The sequence below is a fragment of the Nitrosomonas europaea genome (assembly GCF_900167395.1).
Classification (GTDB): domain Bacteria; phylum Pseudomonadota; class Gammaproteobacteria; order Burkholderiales; family Nitrosomonadaceae; genus Nitrosomonas; species Nitrosomonas europaea.
Window position 1 is genome coordinate 38,535 of sequence record NZ_FUWK01000002.1, and the last position, 16,571, is coordinate 55,105.

Here is a 16,571-nt window from a genome sequence, read left to right on the forward strand (position 1 = left end):
CTCATAAATATCCTCAGGTATGTTTTTAACAGTCAAAGAAGCCATCATTTCCACCAGAATAGTTTCTACCGGTTGCATTATGGTTTCGCTGAAAACAGCATGTCAATGCGATTCTCAGGGATCCTCTGAAAATCATTGACGAGGCAGTCAGCCAAGGCAAAAACAGATAAAAAGCGCAGTTTACAAGTACTAAACAACCACCGGCTAAAGCCTGTTCCTGTCCCATCCTCACACAACGTCGCGCCATCTCTTACACAGCGCACTACTCAATCAAATCAGGTGTAATACCACGTCTCGAAGGTTCGCAATCTGTATAGAAGCCGAAAGCTGCCACGAAACTGCTCCATGTACGATAGATCGGACTCAATCTGCAAACAGGGCTTTTATGTCAATGCAATCCCGATCCTCTCCCATGACAATGGTCCTGCCAGTCATCTTTTTCCTGGCTGCCTGCAGTGGTTCCCAACCGGAAGCGATGCCGGACAAGCCCGCCAAGGTAGAACCGATCGGCCACGAAACCAATCTCCTCAAGCTCACCCTGTCAACACAAGCCATCCAGCGTCTCGGTATCGAGACTGCACCCGCCAGCGACAGTAAAAATACAAATAACATAATGCTGCACGGCGAAGTCATCATTCCTCCGGCAGGTGGCGGGGTCCCGGTAACATCAGCGAGCGATCTTGCCACGCTCGCATCAAACCAGGCCCGCGCCGATGGTGACGTGATGCGGACCCGCGCGGAACTCGATATCGCGCTCAAGAATGCAGCGCGCGCCGAGGCGCTCGTGCGCGAGGAAGCGGGCAGCGTGCGGCTGCGTGACGAAGCACTGGCTACGGTTGCGGTAGCACGCGCAAACCTGCGCGTTGCCCAGACCCAGCGGGCGCAATATGGACCGCCGATCACCGCAATGAACCGGACAAGCCAGGTGTGGATCCGCGTGCCGGTTCCGGCCGGAGATGTGTCACGCATCATCCGCTCGGCACCCGCCCAGATCGCGGCACTCGGCGATGGGAGTACGCGTCGGTCGGCACGACCGGTCGACGGCCCGCCTTCCGCCAATGCAGCTGCGGCCACGGTCGACCTCTACTACGCGCTCGGCAATGCCGGTACCTCGTTCCGAATCGGGCAGCGCATTGCGGTGGAACTTCCCGCGCAGGGGCAGACCAGCGGCCTTACCATTCCGTCGTCATCTATCCTGCGCGACATCTACGGCGGTGAATGGGTCTATGTCTCGACCGGCAAACGCAGCTTCGAGCGCAGACGCGTCGAGATCGCTTCGGTGCAGAACGGCCAGGCTCTTCTCGCGCGGGGCCTCAAACCTGGAATGGAGGTCGTTACCGCCGGTGCCGCGGAATTGTTCGGTACCGAATTCGGCATAAAATAAGACACGCCCGATGCTGAACTGGCTTGTCACCAACGCCCTGCAGCAGCGCGTTCTCGTGCTGGCGCTTGCTATCATCATGGTCTTCGTCGGGATCAATACGACGCGCAGCGTCCCACTCGACGTCTTCCCCGAATTTGCCCCGCCGATGGTCGAAATCCAGACTGAGGCGCCCGGTTTGTCGACCGAAGAGGTCGAGAGCCTCGTCACTATCCCGATCGAGATGGTGGTCAATGGCGTGCCGGGACTCAAGACACTACGCTCGAAATCAGTACTGGGTCTATCCTCCGTCGTGATGATCTTCGCTGAAGGCACTGACGTGATCCGAGCCCGACAGCTTGTTCAGGAGCGCGTCGCGGTGGTCACGCCGCGCCTGCCGACCAATATCCGTCCACCCATCATGCTGCCGCCCTTGTCTGCGACGAGCCGGGCCATGAAGATCGGCCTGTCGTCGGATACGCTCGACCAGATAGCGCTGTCGGATGCGGTGCGCTGGACGATCAAGCCCAAGCTGATGGCCGTGCCCGGTGTCGCCAATGTTGCGGTCTGGGGCCAGCGCGATCGCCAGCTTCAGGTACTCGTCGACCCCGCCCGCCTTCGTGCCTCCGGAGTAACGCTGGCCGAAGTCCAGCGCGCGACCGGTGACGCTGCCGTATCCCTGGGTGGTGGTTTCGTGGATACACCGAACCAGCGCCTTGCGGTGCGCCACCTTTCTCCGCTCGAAACGCCGGAAGATCTCGCCCGTACCGTAGTCAAGCTTGCCAACGGGGCGCCGATCAGGCTGGGCGATGTCGCGACTGTGAGGGAAGGCCATGCCGCGCCGATCGGTAATGCGATCATCAATGACAAACCCGGCATTCTGCTGATCGTCGAAAAGCAGCAGGGTGGAAACACCCTGGACGTCACCCGCGGTGTCGAAAAGGCGCTCACGGAACTCAAGCCCGGCCTAACCGGCATCGCAGTCGACAGCACGATCTTCCGCCCGGCCACCTTCATCGAAAAATCGCTCGGCAACCTCACCGAAGCAATGGCGATCGGCTGCGCGCTGGTCACAATGGTGCTGATCCTTTTCACCAGGGACTGGCGCTCAGCGACGATCAGCCTCACGGCCATCCCGCTGTCACTACTGGGCGCCGCGCTGATGCTGAGCTGGTGGAATATCAGCATCAATACCATGGTCATCGCCGGGCTGGTGATCGCGCTCGGCGAAATCGTGGATGACGCGATCATCGACGTCGAGAATATCGGCCGACGATTGCGACTCAACGCCGCGCTCGATGAACCCAGACCGGCGTTCAACGTCGTTCTCGCAGCTTCGCTCGAAGTCCGCAGTGCGGTGGTATTCGCAAGCCTGATCGTCATGCTGGTATTCCTGCCGATCTTCTTTCTTGAGGGCGTATCCGGCACCTTCTTCCGCCCGCTCGCCACGGCCTATGTACTGGCGATCGGCAGTTCACTTCTCGTCGCGCTGACGGTAACGCCAGCACTCTGCCTTCTGTTGATGCCGCGTGATGGCATCCGGCACGCAGACACGAGCTTCGTGCGCTTTCTCAAGGCACGATACCGCCCTGTCCTGCCGCGCCTCATCGAACGGCCAAAACTCGCCGTGATGACGATTGTGGTCGGCCTGACGGTCACCGGCATCGGTTATCTGAGTTTCAAGGACCAGTTCCTGCCAGATTTCCGCGAAACTGACTTCCTGATGCACTTCGTCGAAAAGCCTGGCACCTCGATCGAAGCGATGGATCGGGTGACGATTCGCGCCAGCAAGGAACTGCGGGCCATTCCAGGAGTGCGCAATTTCGGGGCGCATATCGGTCGCGCCGAGGCAGGCGATGAAGTCTATGGCCCCAATTTCACCGAGCTCTGGATCAGTCTCGACGACAGCGCAGACTATGATGCGAGCGTCGCGAAGATTCAGGAGGTGATCGACGGTTATCCTGGCCTCCAGCGCGATGTACTCACCTATCTGCGCGAGCGGATCAAGGAAGTCCTGACGGGAGCCGGGGCCACAATTGTGGTGCGCGTTTACGGGCCAGAGATCGATCAGCTCCGCACGATGGCCGAGCAGGTGAAGACGGCGATCGCCAATGTGCCCGGCGTCACTGATCTCAAGGTCGAGATGCAAAGCCTCATCCCCCAGGTCCAGATCAAGCCCAAACCTGAAGCTCTTGCCGCTTATGGGCTGACCACAGGTGAAGTTCGCCGGGCCGCGGCAACCCTGATCCAGGGCGTAAAAGTCGGCGAGATTTATCGCGACCAGCGCAGCCTCGACGTCACGGTCTGGGGAACCGAGGAGGTACGCGGCGACCTCCATGCGCTGCGCAACCTGATGATCGAGGCACCGGCTGCGGGCGCAACAGTACAAGGAGCCGCTACCGGCGGTGCGCAGATCCGGCTCGGCGAGGTCACGGATATCCGCATCATGCCCGCAGCCAACGAGATCAAGCGCGAGAACGGCTCGCGGCGCATCGATATCACGATGAACATTTCCGGTTCCGATCTCGGCGCGGTGGCGACAGCTGTCGAAACCCGCGTACGTCAAATGAAGTTCGCCAGCGGCTATTACCCCGAATTTCTTGGTGAATATGCCGCACTCCAGCAATCGCAGCGCCAGCTTCTGACGCTCGGACTGCTGTGTCTTGCGGGTATCCTGCTGTTAGTCTGGCTCGAATTCCGCTCGCTGCGCCTCACAGGGCTGATCGCACTCAGCCTGCCTTTTGCGCTGGTCGGTGGTGTAATCGCGGTCGCGCTGTCGGGCGGCATCATGTCGCTCGGTGCGCTGGTCGGATTCGTGACCGTCCTCGGCATTACTGCCCGCAACGCCATCATGATGATCAGCCATTTCCGCCATCTGGAAGAAAAGGAAGGCGAAATGTTCGGACGCGCACTGATCTTGCGTGGCACCGAGGAACGGCTGATCCCGATCCTGATGACCGTATCCTGCGCCGCACTTGCACTGCTGCCGCTGGTCGTGCGCGGCAATGCGCCGGGCCACGAGATCGAACATCCGATGGCGCTGGTGATCCTGGGCGGCCTGATCAGCTCGACCGCCCTCAACCTGCTGCTGATGCCCACCCTTTATCTGCGCTTCGCCAGGGGATCTCAAATACCTCCGCAACCCGAAGCGCCAGCCGCCAGGGTGACCGCATGATCAGAATATCCTTATTCAGCCTGGTTGCCCTCACCTCGCTCGTGGCTTGCGGCACCACCAGCGAAGTGCGTACGCCATCCTCTCTTCCCGCGGCTCAGATGGAGTTTATCGAAGCGCGCACACCGGGTGTAGTAACCACGGCGCTGCCTGCCCAATGGTGGCATCTCTTTGATGACACTGAGCTCGACGCCCATGTCGAACGGGCGCTCACCGCCAACGCCGATCTGCATATTGCCATCGCCAATCTCGAAACAGCCCGCGCGATGGTCCGACAGGCCGACGCAATCCGACTGCCGGCAACTGTCATCGAGAGTGGTGCAGGCCCTGATCAGGCGGACAAGCAACCCAGTACCTCGTCGATTCCAAAGACGAGCTACGAACTGGGGGCAACGGTTGCCTATGAAATCGACCTGTTCGGGCGATTGAGCAGCGGTGTCCGTGCCGCTCGTGCCGATGCCGCAGCATCCGCTGCACTGGTGGATGCCGCACGGATCGCGGTCGTCGGCGACACCGTAGCGGCCTATATCGACTATTGCGGCGCGGTGCAAACCCGCACGCTGACCAAATCTCTGGTGCGCGCGCATGAACACAGCTTCCAGCTAATCGACCAGCAGTTTCAGGAAGGCGAAGTTTCGCCACTGGAAGTCGCCCAGGCTCAGACAGTGCTGCAGCGCGCCAGGGCAAATCTCGCCCCGTTGGAAGCAGATCGCCGACGAGCCCTGTTCAGGCTTGCAACTCTCGAAGGATTTCCACCGTCAGCGACGGATGGATGGCACCTCTCTTGCCACAGCATCCCGAAGATCGAAGTGCCTCTTCCGGTTGGAGATGGAACCGCCCTTCTCGCTCGCCGCCCGGACGTCCGCGAAGCAGAGCAGCGCGTCATCGCTGCGACTGCCCGGATCGATATTGCTCACGCGGATCTTTATCCGAAAATTTCGCTGGGTAGTTCCCTCGGCCTGATCGCCGGCAGGTTCGACGCCATTCTGACGCCACTCATCACCTGGCCCTTCCCCAACCGGAGTGCTGTACGTGCGAGAATCGCTGCGGCTAAAGGCCAGGAAGCAGCAGCGCTTGCAACTTGGGATGCAGTCATCCTGCGTGCACTGCGCGAGGTTGAAACTGCGCTCGCGGATTATCGGGCCGAACAGGTACGCCGCACTGACCTCATGTCTGCACTCATTGAGAGTGAGAAAGCCGTTCGCCGCGCACAAGCGCGCTTCCGTCTCGGTGCCGACAGCTATCTGCTGGTGCTCGACGCCGAGCGTACCCGAACTGACATCGCGACATTGACGGCCACTTCGGACCTTCGGATCGCTCAGATCCAGATCGCTCTATTCCGGGCACTGGGTGGCGGATGGAAACAGCCATCAGGACAGGTGAAATAACCCGATCATAGTATGATGAGCACCATGAGAGTTCTTGTTGCCGATGATCATGAAGAAACGCTGAACTTCATCCGGCGCGGACTGACGCAGGCGGGTCATATCGTCTCCACGGTCGACAATGGCCGTGAAGCGCTCTTCCGCGCTACCGAGGAAAGCTATGATGCAATTGTCCTCGATCGCATGTTACCCGGACTCGACGGTCTGTCGATCCTCAAAATGTTACGTGCTGGCGGCATCCGAACGCCAGTGCTGCTGCTCACTGCCATGACCAGGATAGCGGACCGGGTGGAAGGATTGGAGAACGGTGCGGACGATTATCTCGTCAAGCCCTTTGCATTTTCCGAACTGCACGCGCGTCTCAACGTGATTATCCGGAGACCTGCCGTTCTGGAACCGGAAACAAGCCTCCGCGTGCTGGACATCGAACTGGACCTCGGCAAGCGTATCGCCCGCCGAGGCGGAAGGCGCATCGATCTTCAGCCGCGTGAGCTGCTGATGCTTGAAGTACTTCTGCGTAATCCTCATCGGGTCATGACAAAGACGATGCTGCTTGAACGTGTCTGGGATTTTGACTTCGATCCTCAGACCAATATTGTCGAAACCCATATCAGTCGCCTGCGCGCGAAGCTCAATGCCGACTTCGATCAGGATGCGATCATCACAGTCCGCGGCGCAGGCTATATGATCCGCAGCGAATGAAACTGCATATTCCCCGGACGACGTTCGGCCTTGCTGTCATGGTAAGTGTGGTGCTTACCGCACTGGCTGTCCTCTCCGGTCTGGTAGGCCGATATTTTGCGCATGAGGAACTTGAGCAACAACTCGATCACCGCATCACCACTGAAAGCAGCTTACTGATAGAGGAATATGATCGCGGCGGACTTGCTGCCCTTGCTGCCATGGTCGATTCACACCACGATCGTCACGAAAACAGTGGTCTTGGTTATCTGCTGGTCGATCATCAGGGGCGCCGGCTGGCAGGCTCACTTCAGGCTGAAGCGCCCAGCAAGGCCGGCTGGCGAGAACACCTTTATGTCGGGAACAAAACCACAGGTGATCGCCGCGCACATCAGGCGCTGACTGTAATCCTGCCTGCAGGAGAACGACTGGTTGTCGCTGCAGATCGCATGCCTGTCGAAGAGATCGATGCAGTCATCGGCTGGATCACGGCAGGAATGACCTCAGTGATGCTCATGATGGGCATAGGCAGCGCATGGATCCTGGGCCTGATCACCCGGCAGCGTATCGACAATATCAGTAAGGTAGCCAATGCAATCGCTGCCGGCGACCTCTCTCGCCGTATCGACCGGAACAATCGTGCAGGTGAGTTCGATCGCCTTGCTGAAACGCTCAACCGCATGCTGGATCGGAACGCCGAACTGCTCACCAATCTGAAGCAGATCTCGACCGATATCGCCCATGATCTGCTCACGCCACTCGGCCGACTGCAACAACAGCTCGAGCTGGCGCTTACAGACTGTCGGAACACACAGGACTATCGCCACACGATAGAACGCGCGATTGCCACTGCGGTCGAAATTCAACAGCTCTTTTCCTCTCTGCTCAAAATTTCCGAGATCGAATCCCTCACGCTTCGCAAGACGTTTACCCCGGTATCACTGACGGAAGTCGCTAAACGTGTGACAGATGCATTTCGCCCTGACATCGAAGAAAATGGCCGTAAGCTGATCGTGCGGCTGGATCACGATCTTCATATCCTGGGTGAACGACATCTGCTATCGCAACTGCTGGTCAACCTGATCGAAAATGCCATGCGGCACACGCCTGTCGGGACCACGATCAGCGTCATCCTCAGCCGTGCGGCTGATCACACCATCCTCACAGTCGAAGATGACGGACCCGGTATTCCAGTCGCCGACAGAGCCCGTGTGATCGAGCGTTTCGTGCGCCTGGAAGCAAGCCGATCTACAAAGGGACACGGCCTTGGGCTCAGCCTTGTCAAGGCGATCGCGACGGCACATGAGGCGGAACTCATCATGGAAGATAATGCACCAGGGCTGTGTATTCGCCTGTCTTTCACCGCGCTTCCCATCCGTGATAGAAAGGAGGCAACAAAGGTTTGATCAGGGAAAACAATCCGCATTGAATATAGCCATCCTAACGATCCGGACTTTCGCTCCCTCATTCCGGAACTATACAAATTGCGAAGCTGCACTGCTCAGTTGCGGTTGATTAGCTGTAGAACCCGCTTCCTGAAAGTCCAAATCATTCATGGCGAGATATCTATCAGTCTCCTGTATATTCACGAATTCGCTAAATCCCCATTACATGAGTATTAGAAAACAGGAGCTTGCATGGTATCTCCACGATTAGTCACTAAAATTGAAGCAGAAGAACCGACTCTTCGGTTAGCTGTACTCATTGATGCTGACAATGCACAAGCGGCCGTCATTGAAGGACTACTTGCCGAGATTGCGCGATTCGGGGAAGCAACCGTGAAACGCATCTACGGTGACTTCACCGCTCCTGCAAGCGCTTCCTGGAAAAAAGTACTTCAAAAATATGCCATCAAACCTGTTCAGCAGTTTGCATATACAACAGGCAAAAATGCCACGGACAGCACACTCATCATCGATGCGATGGATTTACTCTATACCCGAAAGTTTGATGGATTCTGCCTGATTACAAGCGACAGTGATTTCACCGGCCTTGCAATGCGTTTACGTGAAGAGGGGCTTACTGTTCTCGGCTTCGGGGAGAAGAAAACACCCGAGGCTTTCCGCAATGCCTGCCATAAGTTTGTGTTTACCGAGGTTCTTCGCCCGGATACAGCAACTGAATCAGCTGCACAACGAACCAAAAAGACAGAAAATGATCAGAAATCATCCTCGCCACAGCCTGCTGCTCAGGCGCCGGAAACAAAACAGGCATTCCCCAGGAAATTTGTTCTGGCCGCACTCGAACAATCAAGCGATGATGCCGGGTGGGCAAATTTAGGCAATTTCGGCAACTACCTCAACAAGTTACAACCTGATTTCGACTCCCGACTTTACGGTTACAAAAAACTCTCTGATCTTGTCAAAGCCAGAACAGATCTCTTCGTAACCGAAGAACGGCAGGTACCGGGATCAACACAAAAAGCCTTGTATCTTCGTGCCAAATAATTTTTTGACATAGGCACTCAATCTCTTTTTAGTTACCAGACACTGCACCGTACAAGTATTGCAGCACCATCCAGCTCTATTGCGCATGGTCGGGATCAGATCACGAATCAAGAAAAAACAGGTATAACAAAAGTCATTGATCCTGGAGCTGATCTGCCCAGGAATTTCCTGCCAGTGAGAACTGGAGATTCTAGGCCTGTTTCGGACAACAGTAGCATCATCAGCGTGGTGCAGCTCTGTTCGGATGGATACATACGCGAGGTATGCAATACCGGAGTGCGCCCTGTCAGATCGAGTAGACGAGATACTTCACGCTTGTCCCGCAAACGGAACAGCCAGTCACAGGCGCGGTTGCTGTGCACGCAGCAGACGGGCCAGCGCAATCGTAGCCCGGACATCGGATAATGCATCATGTGCACTGTCATGTACTAACCTGAGTTCGGGATAAGCCCTCAAGCTTTGACCAAGGTATTGACCCTGGTCAGATTCAAGGTAGGTTTGTTATCGGACAAACAGTAAGCGACGATACCAGCCATTAGGTTAACGACAAAATTGAAGAAAGAGCGATGTCGGGTGTGTTTGATCTGGCAAAGATTCTTCAATTCATCAAAGACGGTTTCAATCAGGGAACGGCGACGTAGAATGGCTTTCTCGAACCCGGTACGAGGCGCAGGCTTCATGTTTTTCTTGAAGGGAGTAATGAGTTGAAGGTTTTGCCGGTCCAGTGTTTCAGTGAGCCACTGGGCAAGGTAGCCTTTATCGGCAAACAACTGGCCGAACAGTCCCTGACAGAGATCGGGCATGGGTTTACGATCGTCAACATTACCGGCAGTGAGCCGCAGACGGATCAGTTCACCCCTGGAATTGATGATGGCATGGAGTTTGAATCCATAGAACCAGCCCATCGAAGTCTTGCCGCGTCTGGCGCTGTCGGCAAAGACGCGATGGCGGGCGATACGCCGGTTATCGCAAACGGCGATTGCAGTAGCATCAGCGATGGAAATCCCGTCACACTGGCCTTTGAGCATCTCGAATAAGGCTGCCAAAGGAGCTACACAGCGGGCAGGAGTTCCACACATCGTTGATAGCTTGGCAGCTTTGGAAACTCAGCCTGCCAGTGACGACACACGTAAACCAAGTAAAAACTCTTGAACTGGCGAAAGCGCAATTGATGGAACAAAACAGTTAAGGTCATTAACTCCGATAAGCTAACTCGCTGCGGCGTTTGCGCTTTTTTACCCCTGCTTCCAGAAGATGGCGCTCTAAAGCAGGCTCGAACTGGTGGCAGAAATCATCTGTGAGGCAAAAAAGTTCGGTTAAACTGTCCATGAGCGTCTCCAGGATGCGATCGATTTGTTTGTGGAAACATAATCTTACGCAAAAAGGCTGGCGCTCAACTCCTCTTTTCTTATCCCGAACTCAGGTTAGGTAAGCCTATTCAGATCGTTAAATATATGAGTTCGTTTTTCCAGCTTATCCCGGAGTGATCAGATTCTGACAAAGATTCACTGGATCGATCCAAGTAGGGCACAGCCTTCGGGAATGCCATTCCCCAAGTGAAGAACGCAGAAGCACATCGTATCCCAATTAAAGCCTCGCACCAAACTCCCGTTAATAATCATTGACAGACTTATTTTACCTGCCAGCTCAGCTGGACAAGGTTCTTGAACAATCTGCCAACCAAGGAAATAAAATGATTCTGATACTAGAGGCTTTAGAAAAAGCCGGAATAAGGCAAGTTAAGCTACGATAAATAAAATTATTATCGACCCTCCAACTGCCAAAAATAAATTTTTCCTCCTCCTTTGTTATGACTTAAAGCGAGATAATGAAATGCTTCAATTTTTGCCCGCCATTGCCCCAGCTACTATCTTCTTAGTTAAAGCTGTATTTAAAAAGCAGATTGAAGACGGTATTGTTGACGGTATTATTACAGCTAAATATGAAGTAGAAAAAAATATATGGAGAGCACTTTTCTCCACATTTTTCAACATTTCCATTAATGTCACATTACTAACTTCTTCTGTATATCTTTTACCATTTATTACAAGTAAAGAAATAGTCATTTACATAATTTGTATGTGTATATCTTGGCTCTATATTTTATTCTTTATATAGCGCAATTAAGAATACGCCTTTAGTATTAAAATTTGTTTTTGATCATAAATTAAATCTAAAGGAATATATTCGTAGTGAAATTTATATAGAAGCGCATAGAAAAGCACACTATCAAATTAGCGAAAAAAATATTATTATTAGAATATTAAATAATTTTTTGGGGGAGTCTGCATCATCTATAGCATCTACAATTTCCCGCAAAACAACTAATATAGTTATAAAAAAAGTGATGTCTATTGCATTTATATTAATTGTTCTTTTACTGGTATATTCATTAATATTTAGAATGATGATAGCCCCCTTAATTATTGAGAATGCCACACAGTTTAATGTGTTTCAGGCCGCTATTTACCCGTTACTCTATGCGATTGATTATTTTTTCAACACAAATTCGGTCTCATGGCTTATGTACGTATAGCAAGGTGTTATAACCAGCGTACTTCGCAAGAAAGTCGCAATAACACTGCATCTAAATACTGTGACACCCGCCATTTTTCTATTGTAGGTAGCCACCCCTCAAATCAGATATATCCAAAAATTAACTACTTTATGTATTAACCCAACCGGAACCAGACGCGTATCAAAACTCAACTATTCAGTAATAATCTAAAGGAAGCAGATGCAGGTTTTTCAGTGATCTATAACCCCAGGCGTTGCCAGATTTTTGTGGGTAGTACGGCGGAGTTGAGTGTGTAGAAATGCAGGCCGGGTGCGCCGGCTTCCAGCAGACGAGCACATAACGCTGTGACGACATCCAGCCCGAATGCCTGGATAGACGGAATATCATCACCGAAGCTTTCCAGTTTTCTGCGAATCCAGCGTGGAATTTCTGCTCCACAGCCATCCGAAAATCTTGCCAGTTGAGAAAATTTGCTGATCGGCATGATGCCGGGAACGATCGGGATATTCAGATCCGCAGCTTCACACATCTCTACGAAATGCAGATAGGCATCCACGTTATAGAAAAACTGGGTAATCGCTGCATTGGAACCTGCTTCGACTTTTCGTCTGAAATTGGTGAAATCCTCCAGAGCGGAGCGGGCTTGTGGATGATATTCCGGATAAGCCGCCACTTCGATCCAGAAGGTATCACCGAACTCCTTGCGGATAAATGCTACCAGCTCGTTGGCGTAGCGGAATTCTCCCGCCTGCGCCATGCCGGAGGGTAAATCACCACGTAGCGCCACAATGCGGCTGATACCGTGACTGTGATATTTCTCAAGGATCGAACGGATATTGTCACGCGTGGAGCCGATACAGGAAAGATGGGGCGCTACCGGATAGCCTTCTGCCTGAATTTCCAGCACGGTTTCGAGCGTGCGTTCACGAGTGGATCCGCCGGCACCAAACGTCACCGAAAAAAACTTCGGATTGAACTGAGCAAGCTGTATGCGCGTTGCCCGCAGCTTTTCCATGCCTTCCGGTGTCTGCGGCGGGAAAAATTCAAAACTGAATGTGGGGGTAAATTTTTTCTGGGATTGCATCGGGATTCACTTCCATGAGTTGCGACCCTGTAAGAAGGGCAACGGTGAAAATCAATGAAGCAAAGCCGGGAAACTCTATCGCTGTTTCCCGGCTTTGACAGGTTGAGCATAGCAACTCCGGAAAAAGCCCCGGGAGTCATCAAACCCCGGCGCAGTTTTTCAGAGTGCTTTTAGTACCGGTACATTTCCGGTTTATAGGGCCCGTTCTTGTCGAGGTTAAGGTAATGCGCCTGTTCATCGGTCAGTTCAGTCAGCTTCACACCCAGTTTACCCAGATGCAGCCGTGCAACCATTTCATCGAGGCGTTTAGGCAGTACATATACCTTCTTCTGGTAGTCTTTACCATTTTGCCAGAGCTCTATCTGCGCCAGCACCTGATTGGTAAACGAACTGGACATGACAAAAGATGGATGGCCGGTAGCACACCCCAGGTTGACCAGACGCCCCTGTGCCAGCACGATAATACGGCGGCCAGTCGGGAAGATCACATGATCGACTTGTGGTTTGATGTTTTCCCACTGGTATTTCTGAACCGAAGCGATGTCGATCTCGGAATCGAAGTGGCCGATATTGCATATGATCGACTGATCTTTCATTTTCAGCATGTGATCGTGGGTAATCACACGAAGATTGCCGGTAGCGGTGACGAAAATATCTGCTTTATCGCAGGCATCGTCCATGGTCACCACACGGTATCCCTCCATCGCTGCCTGCAATGCACAGATCGGATCGATCTCGGTGATCCAGACCGTTGCTCCCAGGCCACGCAATGATTGTGCACATCCTTTGCCGACATCGCCATAACCGCACACCACGGCGATTTTTCCGGCAATCATCACATCGGTTGCACGCTTGATGCCATCCACCAGTGATTCGCGGCATCCATAGAGATTGTCGAATTTGGATTTGGTGACTGAATCATTGACATTGATTGCCGGAAACGGGAGTTCGCCTTTCTTTTCCATTTCGTACAGGCGATGGACACCAGTCGTCGTTTCTTCAGTCACACCGCGAATTGCGGCAAGATTACGCGAATACCAGCCCGGATGACTGGCAAGACGGCTGCGGATGGAAGCAAACAGGACTTGTTCTTCTTCATTGGTCGGATTGGCGATCACGGAAGGATCGCGCTCAGCCTTGCTGCCGAGAATGAGCAGCAGGGTCGCATCTCCGCCATCATCCAGAATCATATTGGCAGTATGCGAACCATCACTGGCCCATTCAAATATCTGGTGAGCGTAATCCCAGTATTCTTCCAGCGATTCTCCCTTGTAAGCGAATACCGGAATGTTACGGGCAGCAATCGCTGCGGCAGCATGATCCTGAGTAGAGAAAATGTTGCAGGAAGCCCAGCGGACTTCCGCGCCCAACGCTACCAGTGTCTCGATCAGTACGGCTGTCTGGATGGTCATGTGCAGGGAGCCTGCAATCCGCGCACCTGCCAGCGGTTTCTTGTCGGCATATTGCTCACGCAATGCCATCAGACCGGGCATTTCTGTCTCGGCAATGGCGATTTCCTTTCTGCCCCAGTCTGCCAGTGACAAATCGGCCACCTTGCAGTCGGTAAAAACAGAATTATCCACAACGGGGTTGATTGTTGCACTCATAACACATCTCCGCAAAAGTGAAAGAGCGCCGTTGTTGGGTTGTCCATTGGTACGAGCCTCACGGAATTGACCGCTGCAGCGCTCCTCGGTACCAGTGGAACTTCATTCAGCCTGAATGACCGTGAAAATGGTCAGATACCTGCATCTGCTTTGAGCTGCTCTGCCATGTCAGTTTTTTCCCAGGTAAAGCTGGGTTCTTCCCGGCCAAAATGACCATAAGCAGCTGTTTTGCCATAAATCGGACGCAGCAGATCCAGTTCGTGAATGATGGCCCGAGGCCGTAAATCAAAATGTCTGGCAATCAGTTCAGCAAGTTTCCCGTCCGGGATTTTCCCGGTACCGAAGGTTTGCACCATCAGCGAGACCGGCTTTGCCACTCCGATCGCATAGGCCACCTGGACTTCGCATTTACGCGCCAGGCCGGCCGCAACAATATTTTTGGCCACATAGCGTGCAGCATAAGCGGCTGAACGATCCACTTTGGAAGGATCCTTACCGGAAAAAGCGCCCCCTCCATGATGTGCCGTCCCACCGTAGGTATCCACGATGATCTTGCGCCCGGTCAACCCGCAATCCCCCATCGGCCCGCCCACCACGAAACGGCCAGTGGGGTTGATCAGATATTGAATATGATTGCTCAGCATCTCGGCCGGTAAAACCGGCTTGATGACTTCTTCGATAACGCCTTCAACCAGTTCATCACGAGGAACATCGGGAGAATGCTGGGTTGAGATGACGATCGTTTCGATGTTTTTCGGGAATCCATCTTCATAACGAACGGAAACCTGGGATTTGGCATCCGGACGCAGCCATGACAATCTGCCGCTTTTCCTCAGTTTTGCCTGTTGCTCGACCAGACGATGCGCATAGTAAATCGGCAACGGCATCAGTTGCGGTGTTTCATCGCAGGCATAACCGAACATCAGTCCCTGGTCTCCAGCCCCCTGATCCATTTCCTCGTCTTTACTGCGATTTACCCCCTGAGCAATATCGGGAGATTGTTTGTTGAAAGCAGTCAATACAGCGCAAGTGCTTGCATCAAAGCCGATCTCGGAACTGGTATAACCGATTTCGCGCACGATACCCCGGGGAATGGCGTTGTAATCGATCGTGGCATCAGTCGTGATTTCACCGGACAAGACGATCAACCCCGTGCTGCACATAGTCTCGCAGGCTACACGTGCATGAGGGTCCTGTTGCAGGATGGCATCGAGAATGGCATCCGATATCTGATCGGCAACCTTGTCGGGATGGCCTTCAGATACTGATTCAGAAGTAAAAAGATAGTTACTCATATTAGTTTTATTGATTGGATTTGGGTTATGAATGAGATAATACTTACTCGTGCAAGAGTAAAGCCAGTTTCGAATTCGAGGCCGAAGATAATAGCGGGTTATAACGACATGTTGCAGGAATTGCCTTAATGTGCTGTTGCATGAGCATTCGGATTATTCCAGAAATTCATATAAAAATCATTGCTCCTTTTACTGGATATACTCCGGTTCAGGAAATGCAGATGCAATAATCCGTTATTTTTTCGATTTGATTCTTTGAAAAAAGGACATGATTCCGATTATTGACGGAGGTTTCCAATGAATACTGTTTTGATTACGGGTGCCAATCGAGGGATAGGTCTGGAGTTTGCCAGACAATATGCTGCCGATGGCTGGCAAGTGGTGGCCTGCTGCCGGCAACCGCAGCAGGCTGAAGCGCTGAACCGGTTGGCTGATCAGTATAAAGATCGATTTTCCATTCACCGGCTCGATGTCAGAGAACTCGCAGAAATCGATCAGTTGTCACACAAGCTGCAAGATCTGTCCATTGATATTCTGATCAACAATGCCGGTGTTTACCCGCATGCACAAAACGGGGAATTCGGTCGTATCAGCTATGATGACTGGATGGAAGCTTTCAGGGTAAATACATTCGCTCCCCTCAAAATGGTCGAAGCACTGATTGAACAGATTGCCTGCAGCCAATTGAAAATCGTTGCCACCATCACCAGCAAGATGGGCAGTATCGCCGATAACCAGCGCGGTGGCAGTTATATTTACAGATCCAGCAAAGCTGCCGTTAACACGGTAGTCAAAAGCCTTGCCATCGATCTGCAGCCACGCGGCATTATCGCGGTGCTGCTGCATCCGGGTTGGGTGCAAACCGATATGGGTGGACGGGGTGCACTGATCTCGACAAAACAGAGTGTTACCGGGATGAAAAGTATTCTGGATAGAGTGACTCACTCCGATACGGGTAAATTCATTGCCTATGATGGGCAACATATACCCTGGTAATTTCTGCCAGCCAATCGAGCGAAATT

Annotated in this window: 12 protein-coding genes, 1 pseudogene and 1 riboswitch; of the genes and pseudogenes, 7 read left to right on the plus strand and 6 right to left on the minus strand. The window is 53.1% G+C overall.

The window, feature by feature from the left end; all coding sequences use genetic code 11:
• The first annotated feature begins 412 nt into the window (after window positions 1-412).
• The 6 genes from B5D58_RS01110 to B5D58_RS01135 all read left to right on the plus strand — a co-directional run bounded on the left by B5D58_RS01110 (window position 413) and on the right by B5D58_RS01135 (window position 9,045).
• The gene (locus B5D58_RS01110) at window positions 413-1,384 is read left to right on the plus strand and encodes an efflux RND transporter periplasmic adaptor subunit (protein ID WP_041356494.1); all 972 of its coding nucleotides are present in this window, start codon (window positions 413-415) and stop codon (window positions 1,382-1,384) included.
• Between the two features lie 10 nt (window positions 1,385-1,394).
• On the plus strand, window positions 1,395-4,535 hold the full coding sequence (locus tag B5D58_RS01115; protein WP_011111290.1) for an efflux RND transporter permease subunit: 3,141 nt from the start codon (window positions 1,395-1,397) through the stop codon (window positions 4,533-4,535).
• The gene (locus B5D58_RS01120) at window positions 4,532-5,920 is read left to right on the plus strand and encodes an efflux transporter outer membrane subunit (protein ID WP_011111289.1); all 1,389 of its coding nucleotides are present in this window, start codon (window positions 4,532-4,534) and stop codon (window positions 5,918-5,920) included. The genes B5D58_RS01115 and B5D58_RS01120 overlap by 4 nt, the downstream gene beginning before the upstream one ends.
• A 12-nt stretch (window positions 5,921-5,932) precedes the next feature.
• Entirely contained in the window at window positions 5,933-6,619 is a 687-nt protein-coding gene (locus tag B5D58_RS01125) for a response regulator transcription factor (protein ID WP_011111288.1), read from the plus strand.
• Window positions 6,616-8,004 carry a sensor histidine kinase gene (locus B5D58_RS01130; protein ID WP_011111287.1) on the plus strand — a complete coding sequence of 463 codons (1,389 nt, stop codon included), beginning with the start codon at window positions 6,616-6,618 and terminating at the stop codon, window positions 8,002-8,004. The genes B5D58_RS01125 and B5D58_RS01130 overlap by 4 nt, the downstream gene beginning before the upstream one ends.
• Before the next feature lie 231 nt (window positions 8,005-8,235).
• Window positions 8,236-9,045, plus strand: a complete 810-nt coding sequence (locus B5D58_RS01135) for an NYN domain-containing protein (protein ID WP_011111286.1) — start codon at window positions 8,236-8,238, stop codon at window positions 9,043-9,045.
• A gap of 107 nt (window positions 9,046-9,152) precedes the next feature.
• On the opposite strand, the gene B5D58_RS14395 is transcribed toward B5D58_RS01135, so the two are convergent.
• The 6 genes and pseudogenes from B5D58_RS14395 to metK form a co-directional block, all read right to left on the minus strand.
• On the minus strand, window positions 9,153-9,470 hold the full coding sequence (locus B5D58_RS14395) for a hypothetical protein (RefSeq protein ID WP_074671124.1): 318 nt from the start codon (window positions 9,468-9,470) through the stop codon (window positions 9,153-9,155).
• A 27-nt stretch (window positions 9,471-9,497) separates the two neighbouring features.
• Window positions 9,498-10,374: pseudogene (locus tag B5D58_RS01145) on the minus strand (IS982 family transposase).
• A gap of 509 nt (window positions 10,375-10,883) precedes the next feature.
• Complete coding sequence (locus tag B5D58_RS13505) at window positions 10,884-11,111, minus strand: hypothetical protein (RefSeq protein ID WP_143023657.1); 228 nt, start codon at window positions 11,109-11,111, stop codon at window positions 10,884-10,886.
• Between the two features lie 690 nt (window positions 11,112-11,801).
• Complete coding sequence (gene metF / locus B5D58_RS01160) at window positions 11,802-12,647, minus strand: methylenetetrahydrofolate reductase [NAD(P)H] (RefSeq protein ID WP_011111284.1); 846 nt, start codon at window positions 12,645-12,647, stop codon at window positions 11,802-11,804.
• 170 nt (window positions 12,648-12,817) lie between these two features.
• Complete coding sequence (ahcY, locus tag B5D58_RS01165; RefSeq protein WP_011111283.1) at window positions 12,818-14,254, minus strand: adenosylhomocysteinase; 1,437 nt, start codon at window positions 14,252-14,254, stop codon at window positions 12,818-12,820.
• Between the two features lie 16 nt (window positions 14,255-14,270).
• Window positions 14,271-14,348: riboswitch (S-adenosyl-L-homocysteine riboswitch) on the minus strand.
• Window positions 14,349-14,385: 37 nt separating this feature from the next.
• Entirely contained in the window at window positions 14,386-15,549 is a 1,164-nt protein-coding gene (gene metK, locus B5D58_RS01170; RefSeq protein ID WP_011111282.1) for a methionine adenosyltransferase, read from the minus strand.
• Between the two features lie 297 nt (window positions 15,550-15,846).
• Here metK and B5D58_RS01175 point away from each other — a divergent pair, with 297 nt between their 5' ends.
• Entirely contained in the window at window positions 15,847-16,545 is a 699-nt protein-coding gene (locus B5D58_RS01175; RefSeq protein WP_011111281.1) for an SDR family oxidoreductase, read from the plus strand.
• Window positions 16,546-16,571 lie beyond the last annotated feature (26 nt).

What these genes read in the sequence shown, in the direction of transcription:
- B5D58_RS01110 (WP_041356494.1), top strand. Translation starts at nt 413, where the DNA reads ATGACAATGGTCCTGCCAGTCATCTTTTTCCTGGCTGCCTGCAGTGGT.
- B5D58_RS01115 (WP_011111290.1), top strand. Translation starts at nt 1,395, where the DNA reads ATGCTGAACTGGCTTGTCACCAACGCCCTGCAGCAGCGCGTTCTCGTG.
- B5D58_RS01120 (WP_011111289.1), top strand. Translation starts at nt 4,532, where the DNA reads ATGATCAGAATATCCTTATTCAGCCTGGTTGCCCTCACCTCGCTCGTG.
- B5D58_RS01125 (WP_011111288.1), top strand. Translation starts at nt 5,933, where the DNA reads ATGATGAGCACCATGAGAGTTCTTGTTGCCGATGATCATGAAGAAACG.
- B5D58_RS01130 (WP_011111287.1), top strand. Translation starts at nt 6,616, where the DNA reads ATGAAACTGCATATTCCCCGGACGACGTTCGGCCTTGCTGTCATGGTA.
- B5D58_RS01135 (WP_011111286.1), top strand. Translation starts at nt 8,236, where the DNA reads ATGGTATCTCCACGATTAGTCACTAAAATTGAAGCAGAAGAACCGACT.
- B5D58_RS14395 (WP_074671124.1), bottom strand. Translation starts at nt 9,470, where the DNA reads ATGACAGTGCACATGATGCATTATCCGATGTCCGGGCTACGATTGCGC.
- B5D58_RS13505 (WP_143023657.1), bottom strand. Translation starts at nt 11,111, where the DNA reads ATGACTATTTCTTTACTTGTAATAAATGGTAAAAGATATACAGAAGAA.
- metF (WP_011111284.1), bottom strand. Translation starts at nt 12,647, where the DNA reads ATGCAATCCCAGAAAAAATTTACCCCCACATTCAGTTTTGAATTTTTC.
- ahcY (WP_011111283.1), bottom strand. Translation starts at nt 14,254, where the DNA reads ATGAGTGCAACAATCAACCCCGTTGTGGATAATTCTGTTTTTACCGAC.
- metK (WP_011111282.1), bottom strand. Translation starts at nt 15,549, where the DNA reads ATGAGTAACTATCTTTTTACTTCTGAATCAGTATCTGAAGGCCATCCC.
- B5D58_RS01175 (WP_011111281.1), top strand. Translation starts at nt 15,847, where the DNA reads ATGAATACTGTTTTGATTACGGGTGCCAATCGAGGGATAGGTCTGGAG.